This window comes from Streptomyces sp. NPDC060031 (assembly GCF_042736805.1).
Taxonomy (GTDB): Bacteria; Actinomycetota; Actinomycetes; order Streptomycetales; family Streptomycetaceae; genus Streptomyces.
In genome coordinates this window covers 93,745-108,197 of record NZ_JBHWVM010000011.1, presented here as the reverse complement: position 1 = coordinate 108,197, position 14,453 = coordinate 93,745, and the positions used below count along the sequence as shown (strand labels likewise).

The 14,453-nt window shown below is 73.7% G+C and carries 10 protein-coding genes; 4 read left to right on the top strand and 6 right to left on the bottom strand.

What is annotated here, in order from left to right; genetic code table 11:
• Positions 1–14 precede the first annotated feature (14 nt).
• Positions 15–2,225 carry a molybdopterin cofactor-binding domain-containing protein gene (locus ACFWB8_RS07365; protein ID WP_385223521.1) on the bottom strand — a complete coding sequence of 737 codons (2,211 nt, stop codon included), beginning with the start codon at positions 2,223–2,225 and terminating at the stop codon, positions 15–17.
• Positions 2,226–2,715: 490 nt separating this feature from the next.
• Between ACFWB8_RS07365 and ACFWB8_RS07360 the strand changes: the two genes are divergently transcribed.
• On the top strand, positions 2,716–4,140 hold the full coding sequence (locus ACFWB8_RS07360; protein ID WP_385223520.1) for a PP2C family protein-serine/threonine phosphatase: 1,425 nt from the start codon (positions 2,716–2,718) through the stop codon (positions 4,138–4,140).
• A 124-nt stretch (positions 4,141–4,264) separates the two neighbouring features.
• Here the strand turns inward: ACFWB8_RS07360 and ACFWB8_RS07355 are convergent, their stop codons facing one another.
• Positions 4,265–5,749 carry a hypothetical protein gene (locus ACFWB8_RS07355; protein WP_385223519.1) on the bottom strand — a complete coding sequence of 495 codons (1,485 nt, stop codon included), beginning with the start codon at positions 5,747–5,749 and terminating at the stop codon, positions 4,265–4,267.
• Between the two features lie 230 nt (positions 5,750–5,979).
• Here ACFWB8_RS07355 and ACFWB8_RS07350 point away from each other — a divergent pair, with 230 nt between their 5' ends.
• Positions 5,980–7,104 carry an aminoglycoside phosphotransferase family protein gene (locus ACFWB8_RS07350; protein ID WP_385223518.1) on the top strand — a complete coding sequence of 375 codons (1,125 nt, stop codon included), beginning with the start codon at positions 5,980–5,982 and terminating at the stop codon, positions 7,102–7,104.
• 194 nt (positions 7,105–7,298) lie between these two features.
• Positions 7,299–9,113 (top strand): 3-oxosteroid 1-dehydrogenase, encoded by a 1,815-nt coding sequence (kstD, locus tag ACFWB8_RS07345; protein WP_385223517.1) that lies wholly within the window; start codon positions 7,299–7,301, stop codon positions 9,111–9,113.
• 17 nt (positions 9,114–9,130) lie between these two features.
• On the opposite strand, the gene ACFWB8_RS07340 is transcribed toward kstD, so the two are convergent.
• Positions 9,131–9,631: a hypothetical protein gene (locus ACFWB8_RS07340; protein ID WP_385223516.1), complete on the bottom strand. Its 501-nt coding sequence runs from the start codon at positions 9,629–9,631 to the stop codon at positions 9,131–9,133.
• A gap of 728 nt (positions 9,632–10,359) precedes the next feature.
• Positions 10,360–13,152: an ATP-binding protein gene (locus tag ACFWB8_RS07335; RefSeq protein WP_385223515.1), complete on the bottom strand. Its 2,793-nt coding sequence runs from the start codon at positions 13,150–13,152 to the stop codon at positions 10,360–10,362.
• 267 nt (positions 13,153–13,419) lie between these two features.
• Between ACFWB8_RS07335 and ACFWB8_RS07330 the strand changes: the two genes are divergently transcribed.
• A complete protein-coding gene (locus tag ACFWB8_RS07330; RefSeq protein WP_385223514.1) occupies positions 13,420–13,557 on the top strand; it encodes a hypothetical protein in 138 nt (45 codons plus the stop codon).
• Here ACFWB8_RS07330 and ACFWB8_RS07325 read toward each other — a convergent pair.
• Complete coding sequence (locus ACFWB8_RS07325; protein WP_385223513.1) at positions 13,542–14,015, bottom strand: hypothetical protein; 474 nt, start codon at positions 14,013–14,015, stop codon at positions 13,542–13,544. The two genes, ACFWB8_RS07330 and ACFWB8_RS07325, sit on opposite strands and share 16 nt — an antisense overlap.
• A gap of 139 nt (positions 14,016–14,154) precedes the next feature.
• Positions 14,155–14,382 carry a DUF397 domain-containing protein gene (locus tag ACFWB8_RS07320; protein WP_385223551.1) on the bottom strand — a complete coding sequence of 76 codons (228 nt, stop codon included), beginning with the start codon at positions 14,380–14,382 and terminating at the stop codon, positions 14,155–14,157.
• Positions 14,383–14,453 lie beyond the last annotated feature (71 nt).

Genomic DNA, 14,453 nt, shown 5'->3' with positions numbered 1-14,453 from the left:
GCGTACTCCAGCGGTTAGCGCGGGTAGGGGGTGAAGTCGACGTCGAAGTCGAGGGGGAAGCTGCGCGGCTTGGAGCCGGTGGCGCGGGCCCAGGCGTTGGCGATGGCGCCCACGGCGGCGGGGAGCCCCAGTTCGCCCGCGCCGCCCGGCTCGGTGCCGGTCGCCGGGAGCACGAAGACCTTGACCTCGCGCGGGGTGTCCCGCTGCTTCGCCCAGTGGAACTGGCTGTAACTGCCCTCCAGCGGCAGCCCCTTGTCCAGGTGCAGCCCGGCCCGCAGGGTGGTGGAGATGGCGTCGGTGAGGCCGCCGATCATCTGGGCCTCCAGTCCGCGCGGGTTGACGGGCAGGCCGACGTCCACCGCGATGACCGCCTTGGTGACGCGGACGTGCTCCGGGTCGCGGGTGTCGATCTCGACCAGGCAGGCGGTGCGGGACTTGTACTCCTCGTGGAAGGCGATGCCCTGTGCGCAGCCGGCGGGCAGGGTCCGCCCCCACTCCCCCTCCGTGGCCACCTTGTCGAGCACCGCCCGCTGGGCGTCGGTCTTCAGGAAGGCCCGCCGGAAGGCGTACGGGTCCTTGCCGGTCCGCGCCGCGAGCTCGTCGACCACGATCTCCTCGGCGCCCCGGGTGTTGGCGGAGTACACGGAGCGCCAGGAGCCGGTGGGGATGCCGGTCGGCACCTCGGAGAGCAGCTGGGTGGTGAGCCCGAAGTTGTACGGGGACTTGATGGTGGTGAGGAACAGCGTCTGGGCGAGGGTGGCGTTGCCGATGCCGAGCGGCAGACTCGCCGCGGTGGCGGTGATGATCTCGCCGAGCCCGTGCCGGAAGTCGGTCTCGGCGGCGGCGACCCGGTGCTCGAAGCTCAGTACCTCGCCGAGCGCGTAGGTGGCGCGGATCTTGTGGTGGGTGGCGGGGCGCATCCGGCCGTGCCGGGTGTCGTCCACGCGGGTCCACATCAGCCGGACCGGGCGTCGGCAGGCCTTGGAGACGCGGGCGGCCTCCAGGGCGGCGTCGAAGAAGAGCCGCCGCCCGAAGGAGCCGCCGGCCTGGACCACGTGCACGGTGACCTTGTCGAGCGGCAGCCCGAGGTCGGCGGCGATGGTCTCCCGGGCCACGATCGGGGACTTGAGCCCGGACCAGATCTCGGCGCGGTCCTCGCGTACGTCGGCGACCGCCGAGTTGGTCTCCATCGGGGCGTGGCTGACGAAGGCGAAGTCGAACTCGGCGTCCACGTACGGGGTGAGCAGCGGCGGCACCAGCAGCGGCGGGGTCGCGGCGCGCAGCTTCGTACGGATCTCGGCGTCGGAGAGCCGGTCCGCGGGGCCGGGGCCCCAGGTGACCTGGAGGGCCGCCTTCGCGTCGAGGGCCTGGCCGAAGGTCTCGGCGACGACGGCGACCCCGGTCGGGATGGTGACCACGTGCAGGACGCCGGGCAGGGCGCGGACGGCGGCGAGGTTCTCGACGGAGCGGACGCTGCCGCCGAGCGAGGGCGGGCGGCGCACCACGCAGGGCTTGGCTCCGGGGACGTCGAGGTCGAGGGTGTAGCGCTGGGCGCCGGTGACCATGGCGCGGGCGTCGATCCTGCTGGTCGGCTTGCCGACGAGGGCGTGCTTCGCCGGCTGTTTGGGGGTGGCGCCGAGGACGACGAGCGCCGGGTCGGCGGCGGCCGCGGCGAGGGAGCCGTAGTCCGCGGTGCGGCCGTCGGGGGCGCGGACGGCTCCACCGGCGGTGGTCAGGGCGCCCGCCGAGAGGCCCCAGCGACGGGCGGCGGCCGCGACCAGACGGGCCCGGGCGGTGGCGGCGGTCTGCCGGACCGGCCCGTAGAGGGAGCGTATGGAGTTGGAGGAGCCGGTGAGCTGGTTGAACAGCAACTCGGGTCGGGCGTCGTCGAGTTCCACGCGTATGCGGTCGAGCGGAGCGTCCAGCTCCTCCGCGACGAGCATCGCGACGGCCGTGGTGAGGCCCTGGCCGACCTCCTCGCGGGGCAGCCGGAAGCGGATGGTGCCGTCGGCCTCGACGGCGAGCGCGAGCAGGGCGGAGGTGGGCGCGCCCGCCAGGATGAACAGGTCGCCCAGGTCCACCAGGTCGGCGATGGCGGGCAGGGTCGGGATCGCGGCGTGGGCGGGCTGGGGGGCGAGGGCGTCGGCTCCGGCCCGGGTGACGAGGGCGAGGGTCGGCGCCGCGACGAGGTAGGTGAGGAAGGAGCGGCGGCTCTGCCCGGTCATGTCTGTGTGTCCCCACCCTGCGCGGGCCCGACGGCGCGGACCTCCCCCAACCAGTTACCGACACGTAGGGTAGCGATCGGCGAGGCCTCTTGGAAGGCGGCGGCGGAGTCCTTCGATCGGGGGACTTCGGGGCCGTCGTGTTGATCCGGTTCTCACGCAAGTGGAAGGGGACACACGTCTCGTACACCTCGGCCGTACGACCGAGCGCCCGCCACCCCGGGGCTGGTTTCCGGCCGCGGGTGCGCATGGCTCGCGGGGGGCGCCAGGAGGTTTTTCACCACCCAGCGCGGCAACGGGTGTGCGGGCGTGTCGGCAGGCCTGGCCGGAAGTATTCGCACGGCCGGGGAGGGCCGGAAGGCCTTTGACATATGCCCGGAGCAAGGACGCTGCGGATGTTGCCAAACGCCTTACAGGCCCTCGCTGCCTGTGCAACAGTCGTTACCGGTCCTTCCTTCAGACTTGGCCGTGCCGCGCCTGTATCGGAGTTCTCATGCCGTCCCACCTGTTCGCGGACCGTCCCGCGCAGCCGCCCGAGCCGGGGTCGGTGGACGCGCTGATCTCTCAGACCCGCCGACTGCGGGGAGACGTGGACGCGGTCCGCCGCGACACCGTCGTGGACGACGACGACGCCCAGGGCCGCTGGCAGCGCGCACTGTGCGATCTCGCCGTCCACCACCTCGACGACCTGGGCGAGCACCTCGACCAGCTCAAGGAGGGCCTGCCGCCGGCGCCGGAGACGCTCGAACTCCCGCAGGCCGCACCCGAGACCGGCGCCGAGGCACAGCAGACGCGGGTCGGCAGCGCCGAGTGGAACCTGCTGACCGACGAGGTCAGCTGGTCCGACGAGCTCTTCCAGATCTTCGGGCGCTCCCCGGAGGCGGGCGCGCTTCCCCTCGACGAACTGGGGTCGACCCTCTTCTCCGAGGACCAGCCGCTGCTGACCGCGATGGTCACCGCGTGTCTGGTGGACGGCAAGCCGATTGACGGCGAGTTCCGCATCGTCCGGGCCGACGGCCGGGTCCGGACGCTGCACATGAGGGGCGAGCCGGTACTCGACTCCGACGGCTGCACGGCCTCCATGTGGGCCGTACTGCGGGACGTGAGTGAGCTGCGCCGGAGCCAGCGGGCGGTGCGCGAGTCCCGTGACTCGCTGCAGCGCCGGCGGGAGATCGCGCAGACCGAGCGCCGGCTTGCGGTCGAGCTGCAGGAAGCCGTGCTCCCCCCGTGGCGCGGCTCCCTGCGGTTCCCGCACGACAGCAGCGGCGCGCTGGACGTGGCCGCGCACTACCTGCCCTCCGCGACCAGCGCGCTGATCGGCGGGGACTGGTACGACGCGCTCCGCCTCCCCGACGGACAGTCGATGCTGACGGTCGGTGACCTGACGGGCCACGGGGTGACCGCCACCTCCGGGATGGCGATGATGCTCGGCGCCCTGCGCGGGATGGCGATGGCCGGCATCGAGCCCGGCCCGCTGATGGGCTGGCTCAACCAGCTGCTGGAGACCTCCGTGCAGCCGGCCCTGGGGTCGGCTGTTTGCTGTCGCTACGATCCCGCGCGCCGGATCCTGTCCTGGGCGCAGGCGGGCCATCCGGCCCCGCTCCTCTTCCGCCGCGGGACCGGCAGGTCGCTGCTGCCTCCGGAGGGGGTCCTGTTGGGGGCGACCTCCGGGGCGACGTACGGACAGGCCGAAGAACGGCTCGAGGTGGGCGACGTACTCGTGCTGCACACGGACGGACTGACCCCGCGCAGCATCGAGTTCAGCCGGGCGGACGGGACCGAGCGGCTGCTGGCGCTCGCCCCGCGGTTCTCGGCGGCGCGATCGGCACAGGAGTGCGTGCGCCTGGTGATCGGGGAGTTCGGCGAGGGAGAGCGCGAGGACGACGCCTGCGTGCTGGTGGCCCGGATCGGCGCGTAGGACCCGGCCCGCGGCTGCTACTGCCGCTGCCGCTGCCGCCGTACGGTACTTCGGGGCCGCGCCGGAAGGCGCGGCCTTGCTCGTCTCCGTGCGGTTGCCGATGCGGATCCGTACGAGCCGGCCCCTATACGGGGCGCGGCGCCGCCGGGCCGGTCGGGAGGACCACCTCGATCTCCTCGCGCAGGTCCTCGATGCGCGCGCAGCCCGCGTACTGGCCGGTGAGCCGGTACATCTCGCGCAGCCGGTCCCATGTCCGGTGCGAGGAGGTCTCGTTCATCGACACCAGGGCGAGTCGGGCGTAGCGGTCGGCCTGCTCGGGATCGTCGGCGATGAAGCAGGCGGACGCCATCGAGATGTAGTCGAAGATCTGCGAGCGCTGGTGCCCGTTCGCGCGCAGCCTCAGGGCCTCCTTCGCGTGCCGCTGGGCGATCGGCGCGGCCGAGGGGTCGTGGTCGGCGAGGGTACGGAAAGCCAGCGCCTGCATGCCGTGCAGGTCGGCCTCGTCGAAGTGCTGCATCCAGGACGGCGGCGGCACGTCCCCCTTGTCCGACACGAACAGGTCCTCGGCCTCCCCCAGGGTCCGGCGCATGGCCTGGCCCTTGCCCAGCGCGGCCTGCGCCCAGGCCTCGATGGTGTGCAGCATGGCGCGGGTCCGGGGCAGGGTCTGCTCGCCGGAGCCGGACCTCGCCAGCTTCATCAGGTCCAGGGCCTCGTGCGGCTTGCCCAGGTGGACCATCTGGCGGGCGGCCCGGGACAGCGCCTCCCCGGCGCGCGGCCGGTCGCCGCCCTCGCGGGCCGCGTGCGCCGCGATGACGAAGTACTTCTGCGCCGTCGGCTCCAGGCCGACGTCGTGGGACATCCAGCCGGCCAGTACCGCGAGGTTGGCCGCCACTCCCCACAGCCTGCGCTGAAGGTGGTCGGGGTGGTGGTACGCCAGCATGCCGCCGACCTCGTTGAGCTGCCCGACCACGGCTTTGCGCTGGAGTCCGCCGCCTCTGGAGGCGTCCCAGGCGCGGAAGACCTCAACGGAGTGTTCCAGCGCCTCGATCTCCTGGGAGCCGATCGGCGCGGCCTCGTACCGGTCGTAGGCGGCGGGGTCGGCATGGAAGGAATCGCCGAAGTGCCGGGCCTCGCCGGCGGGGGTGGGGTCGGTGTGGAGCCAGTCGTACATGGCATTGCTGAGGGCTGAGCCGGCGGTGAGCGCGGCGCCCGCGCCCATCAGACCGCGACGGTTGAGCATGAGGTCCATTCCCGTGAATTCGGTGAGGACCGCGGCTGTGCGTTCGGGCGCCCAGGGCATTCCGTCGGGGTTCTCCTTCGCCCCGTCCGTCTGCCGTTTCGAGGTGCGCCGCTGCCGTACGAACCCGAGGTCCTCGATGGTCACGACACGACCGAGCCGCTCGGTGAACAGTGCTGCCAGTACCGTGGGCACCGGTTCGCGCGGGGTCTCCCCCATGTCGATCCAGCGCCGCACCCGCGAGGTGTCGGTGGCCAGCTGGTGGTGGCCCATGGCGGCCGCCTGCCGGTTGACCATCCTCGCCAGTTCGCCCTTCGACCAGCCGGCCAGGCCGAACAAGTCGTTCAGACGGGTGTTTGGCCCTTTGCTCACGTCAAGCCCCCAGGTTCTCGGCTGAGTTGACAGTAGCCCCCCGTCAGATGCCGAGCGACTATTCGCCAGGGTTCGCCAGGGTCCGCTCGATGGTCCGCCACCCACGGCCGGGTGTCAGGTAGGAATGCGCCTCCCCGACCCGGTCACCGACGGAACTCCCCAGGGTGAAGCACGGGATCCGGCGGGGCGGCGTACGCAACTCGTCGGCGCACGAAGGGATACGTAAAGCCATGTACGCAGCAACGACCTCCGTGTCCGCCCCGGTCCGGCCGCACCGCACGCTCCAGGCGGGCGGCGGCGCCTACCTCGAACCCGGCCGACCGGCGGCAGCGGCGCCGGGCGCCGTCCGGGCGCGGCGGATGCCGGGTACCGGAACGCAGCCGCCCAGCGGAAGAATCGACCTGTCGGGGCCGCAGGGTGCGCAGTTGCGCACCGCGCTCGCCTCGGTGCAGCGGATCTGTCCGGAGTTCGCGCCCGTCCAGGTGCTGCGGCGCAGCGGCCGCTCGGTACTGCTCGTGGGAACGACCGGGCGGATGACCGCCGTCGCGAAGGTTTTACTGGACCACTCGCCCGAGTGGTGCGAGCGGTACCGGCACGAAATAGCTGCGTACCGGGCGTTCGTCCGGCACCGCCCGCCGGTCCGGGTGCCGCGGCTGATCGCCGCCGACCCCGAGAACTGCACGCTGGTGGTCGAGCGGATGGCGGGCCGGGTCGCGGCGCTGCAGCGGCACCCCGTGGAGGCCCCGCCGCGGGCCGATCTGCGGGCGGCGCTGGGCGCGGTGCGCCAGGTGAACGGCTGGCGGCCGGCCGAGGAGCTGTTCGGGCGGCCGCTGAACTACGGTCGGCGGATCGCCCGGGACTACGAGCTGGGGCTGCTGACCGACCGGGACCTCGGTGACCTGCAGAAGCTGCTGCACGGCGTGAAGCTGTCCGGCACCCCGTGGCAGTTCAACCACGGCGACGCGCTGCTGTCGAACCTGTTGCTGTCCCCGGCGGGGCCGGTGATGCTCGACTGGGAGCACGCAGGGTGGTACCTGCCGGGCTACGACCTGGCCACCCTGTGGACGGTACTGGGCGATGCCCCGGCCGCCCGTGCGCAGATCAGCCGCCTGGCCCAGGCGGCCGGGCCGGCCGCACGGGACGCCTTCCTGGTCAACCTGATGCTGGTCCTGACCCGGGAGATCCGGATGTCCGAGACGGCGGTGCAGCGCTCGATGCTGGCGACCCCCCCGGCCCAGCCGCTGCCGGCGGGCGCGCTGTCCTGCGGTGAGGAGCAGCGGCTGCTGCTGCGCCGCCTGCACGACGACGCGGGCATGGCCCGTAGGGCGGTACGCGCGGCGGTGGGCACGCGCTGACTCCGGCGGGCGAAATCCCGTGGTTCCCGCACCTGGTGCGTGGGCCACGGGATTTCTTGCGTCGGGGCCGGGGCGACGGACGCGTTCACAACCGGTGCGCATGCCTTGACTTCACATGATCCCCCGAACACCTTTTCTGACTTGGCATCAGAACACCGGCCATCCCCTCCCTCCCACTCCGCTGGAGCCTGCCCATGACCGCGAGCCCCGCCTCCACTGCCGGATCCGCCCCGCACCCCGACGGCGACGACCTCAGCGAACTCCCCTCCCGGCGGACGGTCCTCGCCGGGGCGGGGGCCGGGGTGCTGGCGGCCACCGTGCTGCCGTCCGCCGTCGCGCGCGCCGCCGACGGAGCCCCGCTCGGCGAGTACGACGTCGTCGTGGTGGGCTCCGGGGCCTCCGGGATGACCGCCGCGCTCACCGCCGCCAAGCGGGGCCTGAGCGTGCTCGTGGTCGAGAAGGCCCCGACCTTCGGCGGATCGGCCGCCCGCTCGGGCGCCGGGATCTGGCTGCCGAACAACTCGGTGATCCTGGCCGCGGGGGTGCCCGACACCCCCGCGAAGGCGGCGACGTACCTCTCGGCCGTCGTGGGCCCCGGCGTACCGGCGGACCGGCAGGCGGCCTTCCTCGCCAACGGGCCGCGGATGCTGGACTTCGTGATGGCCAGCAGCCCACTGCGGTTCCGGTTCATGGACGGGTACAGCGACTACTACCCGAACCTGCCCGGCGGGCTGCCGGGCGGCCGGTCCATCGAGCCGGACCAGATCGACGGCAACATCCTCGGCGCCGAACTCGCGCGCCTGAACCCGGCGTACATGCCGGTGCCGGCCGGGATGGTGGTGTTCAGCCAGGACTACAAGTGGCTCAACCTCGCGGCCGTCAACGCCAAGGGGCTCGCGGTGTCCACCGAATGCCTGGCCCGCGGCGCCCAGGCCGCGCTGTGCGGGCAGAAGCCGCTGACGATGGGCCAGGCCCTGGCGGCGGGGCTGCGCGCCGGGCTGATGCGGGCCGGGGTTCCGGTGTGGCTGAACAGCCCGCTCGTGGACCTGGTCCAGGAGGGCGGCGCGGTCACGGGCGTCGTGGTGGAGAAGCAGGGCGTACGGGGCGTCGTAAGGGCCCGCAAGGGCGTCGTCATCGGTTCGGGCGGCTTCGAGCACAACGCGGAGATGCGGGCCCAGTACCAGCAGCAGCCGATCGGCACCCAGTGGTCGGTGGGCGCGAAGGAGAACACGGGCGACGGCATCCGGGCGGGCCAACGCGCGGGTGCGGCACTGGCGTTGATGGAGGACGCGTGGTGGGGCCCGTCGATCCCGCTGCCCGGCGAGCCGTACTTCTGCCTGGCCGAACGGACCCTGCCGGGCGGTCTGATCGTCAACGGGGCGGGCGCGCGGTTCGTCAACGAGGCCGCCCCGTACAGCGATGTGGTGCACGTGATGTACGAGAAGGACCGGGGCTCGGCCGGCTCGCACATCCCGGCCTGGCTGATCGTGGATCAGAACTACCGCAACAAGTACCTGTTCAAGGACATCCTGCCGACGATCGTCTTCCCCGACTCGTGGTACGAGGCGGGCGCGGCGAAGAAGGCGTGGACCTGGGACGCGCTTGCGGCCCAGATCGGGGTGCCGGCGGGTGCCTTGCGGGCGACGCTGGGCCGGTTCAACGCGCAGGCGTGGAACGGCACCGACCCCGACTTCCACCGGGGCGACACGGCGTACGACCACTACTACACGGACCCCGGGGTGGCGCCGAACTCGTGCCTGGCCCCGATCTGGGCGCCGCCGTTCTACGCGTTCAAGATCGTGCCGGGTGACCTGGGCACGAAGGGCGGCATCGTGACGGACGCGCGGGCCCGGGCGCTGCGGCCCGACGGCTCGGTGATCCGCGGCCTGTGGGCGGCGGGCAACGCGAGCGCGGCGGTGATGGGCCACAGCTACGCGGGGGCCGGATCGACGATCGGCCCCGCGATGACGTTCGGCTACGTGGCGGCGAACGACATCGCGGACGCGTGACGTCCCGGGAGTGAGGCTCAGCCCTGCTGGAAGAGCTCGGCGGGCAGCGGCTTCAGCAGCGCGTACAGGTCATCGGTGATCGGCCGGTCCCAGCTGGCGATGGTGACGAGCACGTTGTCGCTGCGGTCGAACTGGACGCAGGAGATCCGGGACTCGGACAGCTTGATCTTCCGGACGATGAGGAGGTTGTCGCCCTGCATGACGGGGCAGTCCTCGCCGCCGGTGACCTCGACGTCCTCGTCGTTCTCGAGGGCGTCGAGGAGCTGGGCCACCTCGAAGGGCACCTGGCCCTCGGAGAGGTCGCGGGCCGGGGAGCCCTCGGGGAGGTTGCCGATGATCATCGCGGGGCCGCGTCCGCCGAACAGGTCGTAGCGGAGGAAGACACCCTGGCAGCTGCCGTCGGGCGCGGGCAGCAGCCCGGCCCCGAGATTGCCCGGCCAGTCCCCCGGGTCCATGGCCAGGACGTCGAAGTCCGGGCCGGCGGGTGTGGCGGCGCGGTGGCGGCGGAGGAAGGACATGCCGCCATGGTACGTGGCCCCCCGCCATTCCCGGCCCCTGACCCCTCGCAACCGGCCGGTGGGCATGCGGCTAGACGGGCGGGTCGAGGGCGAACCAGTGGGGCAGGAGGACACGTCGCCCCGGACCCTCGGGGCCGCCGGCGGGATGCGGTGCCGGAGGAAGAGGCACAGGTCCGAGGCGGTGCCCGCGGCCTTCACGGACCTCGGGGAGGCCGGACGGGGGGTCCACGCGCGCCGCGCCGGGGCCATGACCTCGAAGGTCTGTGGCGCGGCGTCGGTCGCGACCACCGGGTGGACCGTTCCGGGTCGCCGGTCACCGACTGGGCGTCCCCGCGGTGCACCGCCGCGACTGGGTGTCCCAGCGGTGCTCCGCCAGCTCGATCAGCTGCATCCGCAGCCAGAGACCGGAGGGTCCGCTCCGCACATCGGCCAGGCCGCCCTGCGCGGGGTCGGCCGGGGGCCCGTACAGGAAGTGGTCCGTCGGGCCCGGGGCCTCGGTCAGCCGCCCCCGCAGGACGTGGGACGGGTAGCGGTACGCCGCCCAGGTGCGCGCCGAGGTCGCCGACCGACCACCCCGGGCAGGACGGCACGAGCGGCGCCGGCCCGCCCGCGGCTTCGGCCACCGCCCGCTGGATCGCCTTCTCGACCGCCACCGTGCCGGTCCGGAAGCGGGCGAGCCGCGCGATGTGGTCCATACGGGTCAGCCTGCCCCGGCTCGCTGCGGTGGATCACCTTGAGCTACGGGCGAACGCCTCCAGCGCCTCGGGGAGGCCGGTGCGGTCCGTGCCGAGTTTGCGGCAGATCGAGGACAGCTCCGGGCCGGACACCGCCGGGTCGCCGTCGGCCGCCTGCCGCGCCAGGCCGGCCTCCTGCGCCGTGAGGCCGTCCTGCCAGGTGCTCCCGCACGGTACGCCGCCGCCCAGCGAGAGCAGGGTGTCCACCGCGCTGCGCTCCAGGCCGTCGGCCCCGCAGTCGCGCGCCGTCACCGCCGCCCGGGTGAGCAGTTCCGTGTCGCCCAGCTCGGTGCCCAGCGCGGCCAGGGCGACCGCGAGCTCGTACCCCGCGGGTGAGGCGGAGAGCAGGGACACCGCCTCCGTCAGCAGCGCCACCCGGTCTCGTGGGGGCGCGACCTCCGCCGCGACCCGTAGCGCCTGGCCGATGCCCGAGGGGGCGCCGAAGGCGCGCGCCCGCCGGACCGCGTCGTCGGCCAGGGCGCGCGCCCGCGCCGGGTCGTCGGCCGCCAGCGCCCGCGCCAGGTGCAGCTGCCACGGGCACCAGGACGGGTTCTGGATGCCCCGCCGGGTCAACCGGCGGTCCACCGAGTCGAGTTCGGTCATGGCGGCCCTCTTCTGTCCGCGTGCCAGGAGCAGTTCGGCGTACACGGTCTGCGAGTCGGGGAAGACGACGGCCGCCGGGAAGGGTTCCTCGTACTCGTGCTCCTCCGCCAGTTCCCACGCCTCGTCCACCCGGCCCCGCGCCAGCAGGGTGGTGACCAGGATCGCTATGGCGTACCAGTGCACCGGTGTACGCCGGCCGACGCGCTCGGCGAGCCGCAGGCCCGCCCGGGCCAGTTCCTCGGCCTCCGCCAGGCGCCCGCGCCGGTAGCGGATGTACGCGCGCAGGCTGTACGCGAAGGACAGGTGCGCCCCGCGCCAGCCCTGCCGCTCGAACTCGGCGGTGCCCGCCTCGAACAGCTCCTCGGCCCGGCCGGGCCGGTCGGCGTACATGTGCACCATCGCGGTCAGTACGGGGACTTCGAAGCCCCGGTCCTCGTACGCCCAGCTGAACTCGGCGGCGAGTGCCCGGCGGGCGTGGTGCAGGACCACGTCCACCGGCTCCCCGCGCAGGCAGGCGTCCCAGGCGCGCAGCCCGATGACGTACCGCTCGGTCAGGTCGCGCCCGGTCAGCCGGTCGGCGAGTCTGGCCAGCCGGCGCGAGCGCGCCGGGGAGTCGGGCTCGGCGGCGTTGAAGGCGTCCCACATGAACTGTTCGGACTGGAGCCGCAGTCGGGCACGTACGTCGTGGGTGTGCGGGATCTCGCGGGCGAGCGATTCCGAGGCCTCGGCGAGGCGGTCGCTGTGCGCGAGCACCTGCGCGAGGCGGATCACGATGCCCTGGCGCAGGGCGGGGTCGTCGAAGGGTTCGGCGAGCGCGGCCCGCAGGTGGTTCACGGTGTTGGCGGGCTCGGTGAGCAGGGAGGCGCAGCCGAGCTCGTACAGCAGGGCGGCGCGTTCATCGAAGTCCGGTGGTTCGCGCAGGGCGCGGGCGAGTTGGCGGCGGGCGGCCTCGGGGGCGCCGGCGCGCAGGTTCTCGGCGGCGGCCTCGCGCAGGGTCCGTACGACCCAGGGGTCGCTTTCGGGGTGGGTCTCCAGCAGGTGCCGGGCGGCCGCACAGGGGCCGAGTCCTGCGTCGATGACGGCCGCGGCGGCGTTTCCGTGCAGGGCGACCCGCAGGGCGTCGGGGATGGCCCGGTGGATGCCGGTGGCGATCAGCGGGTGTACGAACTCCAGGCCTTCCTGGGTCTGTTCACCCGATCCGGACAGGATGCGGGCGTCGCGCAGCCGTCCGGTGGCGACGACCGCCTCCTCGGTGCCGAGCCCGGCGACCCGGGCGGCGAGGTCCTGCGGGATGGCGGTGCCGAGGACGGCGCAGGCCCAGGCGAAGCGGACGGTGGAGGGGCCCAGGCTGTGCAGGCGGGCGACGAGCCCGCTGCCGCGCTGAGCGGCGGCGAGGTCGCGCAGCAGGGGGGCGCTGGCCGAGGTGGGTGCGAGCCCCTTGTCCCGTACCTTCGCGGTGAGTTCGACGGCTTCGAAGGGGTTGCCGGTGGTGACGGCCCAGGCCTCCCGGCAGAAGGCGGCGTCGGCGTGCCCGCCGACGGCCTCGCGGACCAGGGTGCAGACGGCGTCCTCGGTGAGCGGCGCCAGGGTCAGCGGGCGGTGTCCGGCGCGGCCGGGCAGCGTACGGAAGGCCTCGGCGTGCGCGGGCAGTTCGTCGGGGCGGTAGGCGACCACGAGGAGCAACGGGAGGTGTTCGGCGCGCGGGGCGAAGGCGGCGAGCCAGCCGAGGGATTCGGGGTCGGCCCAGTGGGCGTCGTCGAGGACGAGGGCGACGGGGGCGCGCTGCACGATGAGGTGGGTCAGGACCCAGTCGAGTCCGTCGCGCAAGCCCTGGGGGTCGGGCGGGGGGCCCTGTTCGGGGGCGCACAGGCCGAGGGCGGGGCCGACGATGGAGTACCAGCTGCCGAGGACGGCGCGCAGTTCCTCGTCGGGGGCGCCGGCCAGTTGGGGCTGGATGAGCTGGCGGGCGACGTGGAAGGGCTGGTTCTGCTCCTGTTCGCCGCCGCGGGCCGCGAGGACGGTGCAGGCCTTGGCGTGGGAGCGGCGGCGGACTTCGGCGAGGAGGGTGGTCTTGCCGAGTCCGGCCGGCCCGGAGAAGGCCAGCAGGGCTCCGTCGGCGTCGGGGCCGGTGAGCAGTTCCAGGGCCTCGTCGACGGTGGCGAGTTCCGTCTCGCGTTCCAACATCGCGCGCCGTATGCGGGTCCGGCGGTCCGTCATGGCTGGTACCCCCCAGGCCGGTTCGGGGGATCAGCGTACGCCCGCGCACGGCGCCCGGCAGCCCGCTGCGGGAAAGAATCCGATCTTCTTCTCCCGGGTGCCGCGGTACCGGTAGGGGCGCGCGCGGCGCGGGTACGGGGCTGCGCGCGGCGCGGGGCTTGCCCTGCCGCTGCACTGCTTCGTGGCCGGCTCGGTGGCGGCGCTCGCGGCGGCGCTGGGCGAGCCCTGGCGCTGGTGGTGGTCCTGGGTACGACGGCCGACGGCTGGGGCCCGGTGGAGCCGGTGTGGACGTTGGTCATCGCGGCGCGGTGGCCGCTGCTGGTGGAACGGCTGCGGCCGCACCCGGCAGCCCCGGCTCAGCCGTCCTCGTAGAGCCGCCGGTGCCACCAGGCGTACGGGTTGCCCCTCCAGTCCGTCCGGTGCGCGGCCGGCGGATCCGGGTCGGGAAGGGTGCGGCGGCGGAACTCCGCGTCCAGCCGGGCCAGTACGCGGCCCAGGGCGACCCGGGCCCCCGGCGGCAGGGCCCGGTAGGCGTCGGCCAGCTCGTCGCGGACCACGGCCACGTCGTCGCGCGCGCAGCCGGGGCAGGCCGGGCACTCCGAGGCTGCCGGTCGAAGCCGGTCGCCGGGGCGGTCCAGGAAGGCCCGGTACGACACCAGCAGGATCAGGAGGTCGGCCGCGTCCGGGCAGGTCAGCGCCCAGTGGGCTTCCGCGCTCGCGGCGGGCGGGAGCCGGTCCAGCGGGGGCAGCTCGCGCGCCCAGGCGGGCGCGCGGCGCCCCCCGTACGTCCCTCGTTCGGCGCGCAGGGCGCCGGGCCGGCTACGCGGCATCGCCCTTTCGGCGGATGATCGTCATGCGGGCCATTGTGACGGGGCGGCTCCCGGACCGCAACGGCTTTCCCGGTACGGCCACGGACCGCGCGGCCCCGCCGCCCCGCCACTCCGCCGCGGGATCGGCGCGGCCACGGCACTAGGTCAGGTCGAACTCCCCGCCCCGCGCGTTCAGGACGAACTTGTGCCACTCGTCCGGCGCGAAGATCAGCGAAGGGCTTTCGGGGCGCTCGCTGTTGCGCATCGCGATGAACCCCTCGACGAAGGCGATCTGGACGTCGCCCCCTCCCCGGCTGGTGGACTGCCAGTCCGCCTCGCTGAGATCGAGATCCGGCTTGCCCCAGCCGGCCAGGGCCTGCGAAGTCATGCTCTCGGCCACGTGCGTGCTCCTCCCGGTACGTCGTCCCGGGGCAAGGTTAACCATCGCAAGGGGTGCCG

Coding starts and splice junctions, on each gene's coding strand:
- ACFWB8_RS07325 (WP_385223513.1), bottom strand. CDS start 14,015: ATGCCGCGTAGCCGGCCCGGCGCCCTGCGCGCCGAACGAGGGACGTAC.
- ACFWB8_RS07340 (WP_385223516.1), bottom strand. CDS start 9,631: ATGTCCTTCCTCCGCCGCCACCGCGCCGCCACACCCGCCGGCCCGGAC.
- ACFWB8_RS07360 (WP_385223520.1), top strand. CDS start 2,716: ATGCCGTCCCACCTGTTCGCGGACCGTCCCGCGCAGCCGCCCGAGCCG.
- kstD (WP_385223517.1), top strand. CDS start 7,299: ATGACCGCGAGCCCCGCCTCCACTGCCGGATCCGCCCCGCACCCCGAC.
- ACFWB8_RS07335 (WP_385223515.1), bottom strand. CDS start 13,152: ATGTTGGAACGCGAGACGGAACTCGCCACCGTCGACGAGGCCCTGGAA.
- ACFWB8_RS07365 (WP_385223521.1), bottom strand. CDS start 2,225: ATGACCGGGCAGAGCCGCCGCTCCTTCCTCACCTACCTCGTCGCGGCG.
- ACFWB8_RS07350 (WP_385223518.1), top strand. CDS start 5,980: ATGTACGCAGCAACGACCTCCGTGTCCGCCCCGGTCCGGCCGCACCGC.
- ACFWB8_RS07320 (WP_385223551.1), bottom strand. CDS start 14,382: ATGACTTCGCAGGCCCTGGCCGGCTGGGGCAAGCCGGATCTCGATCTC.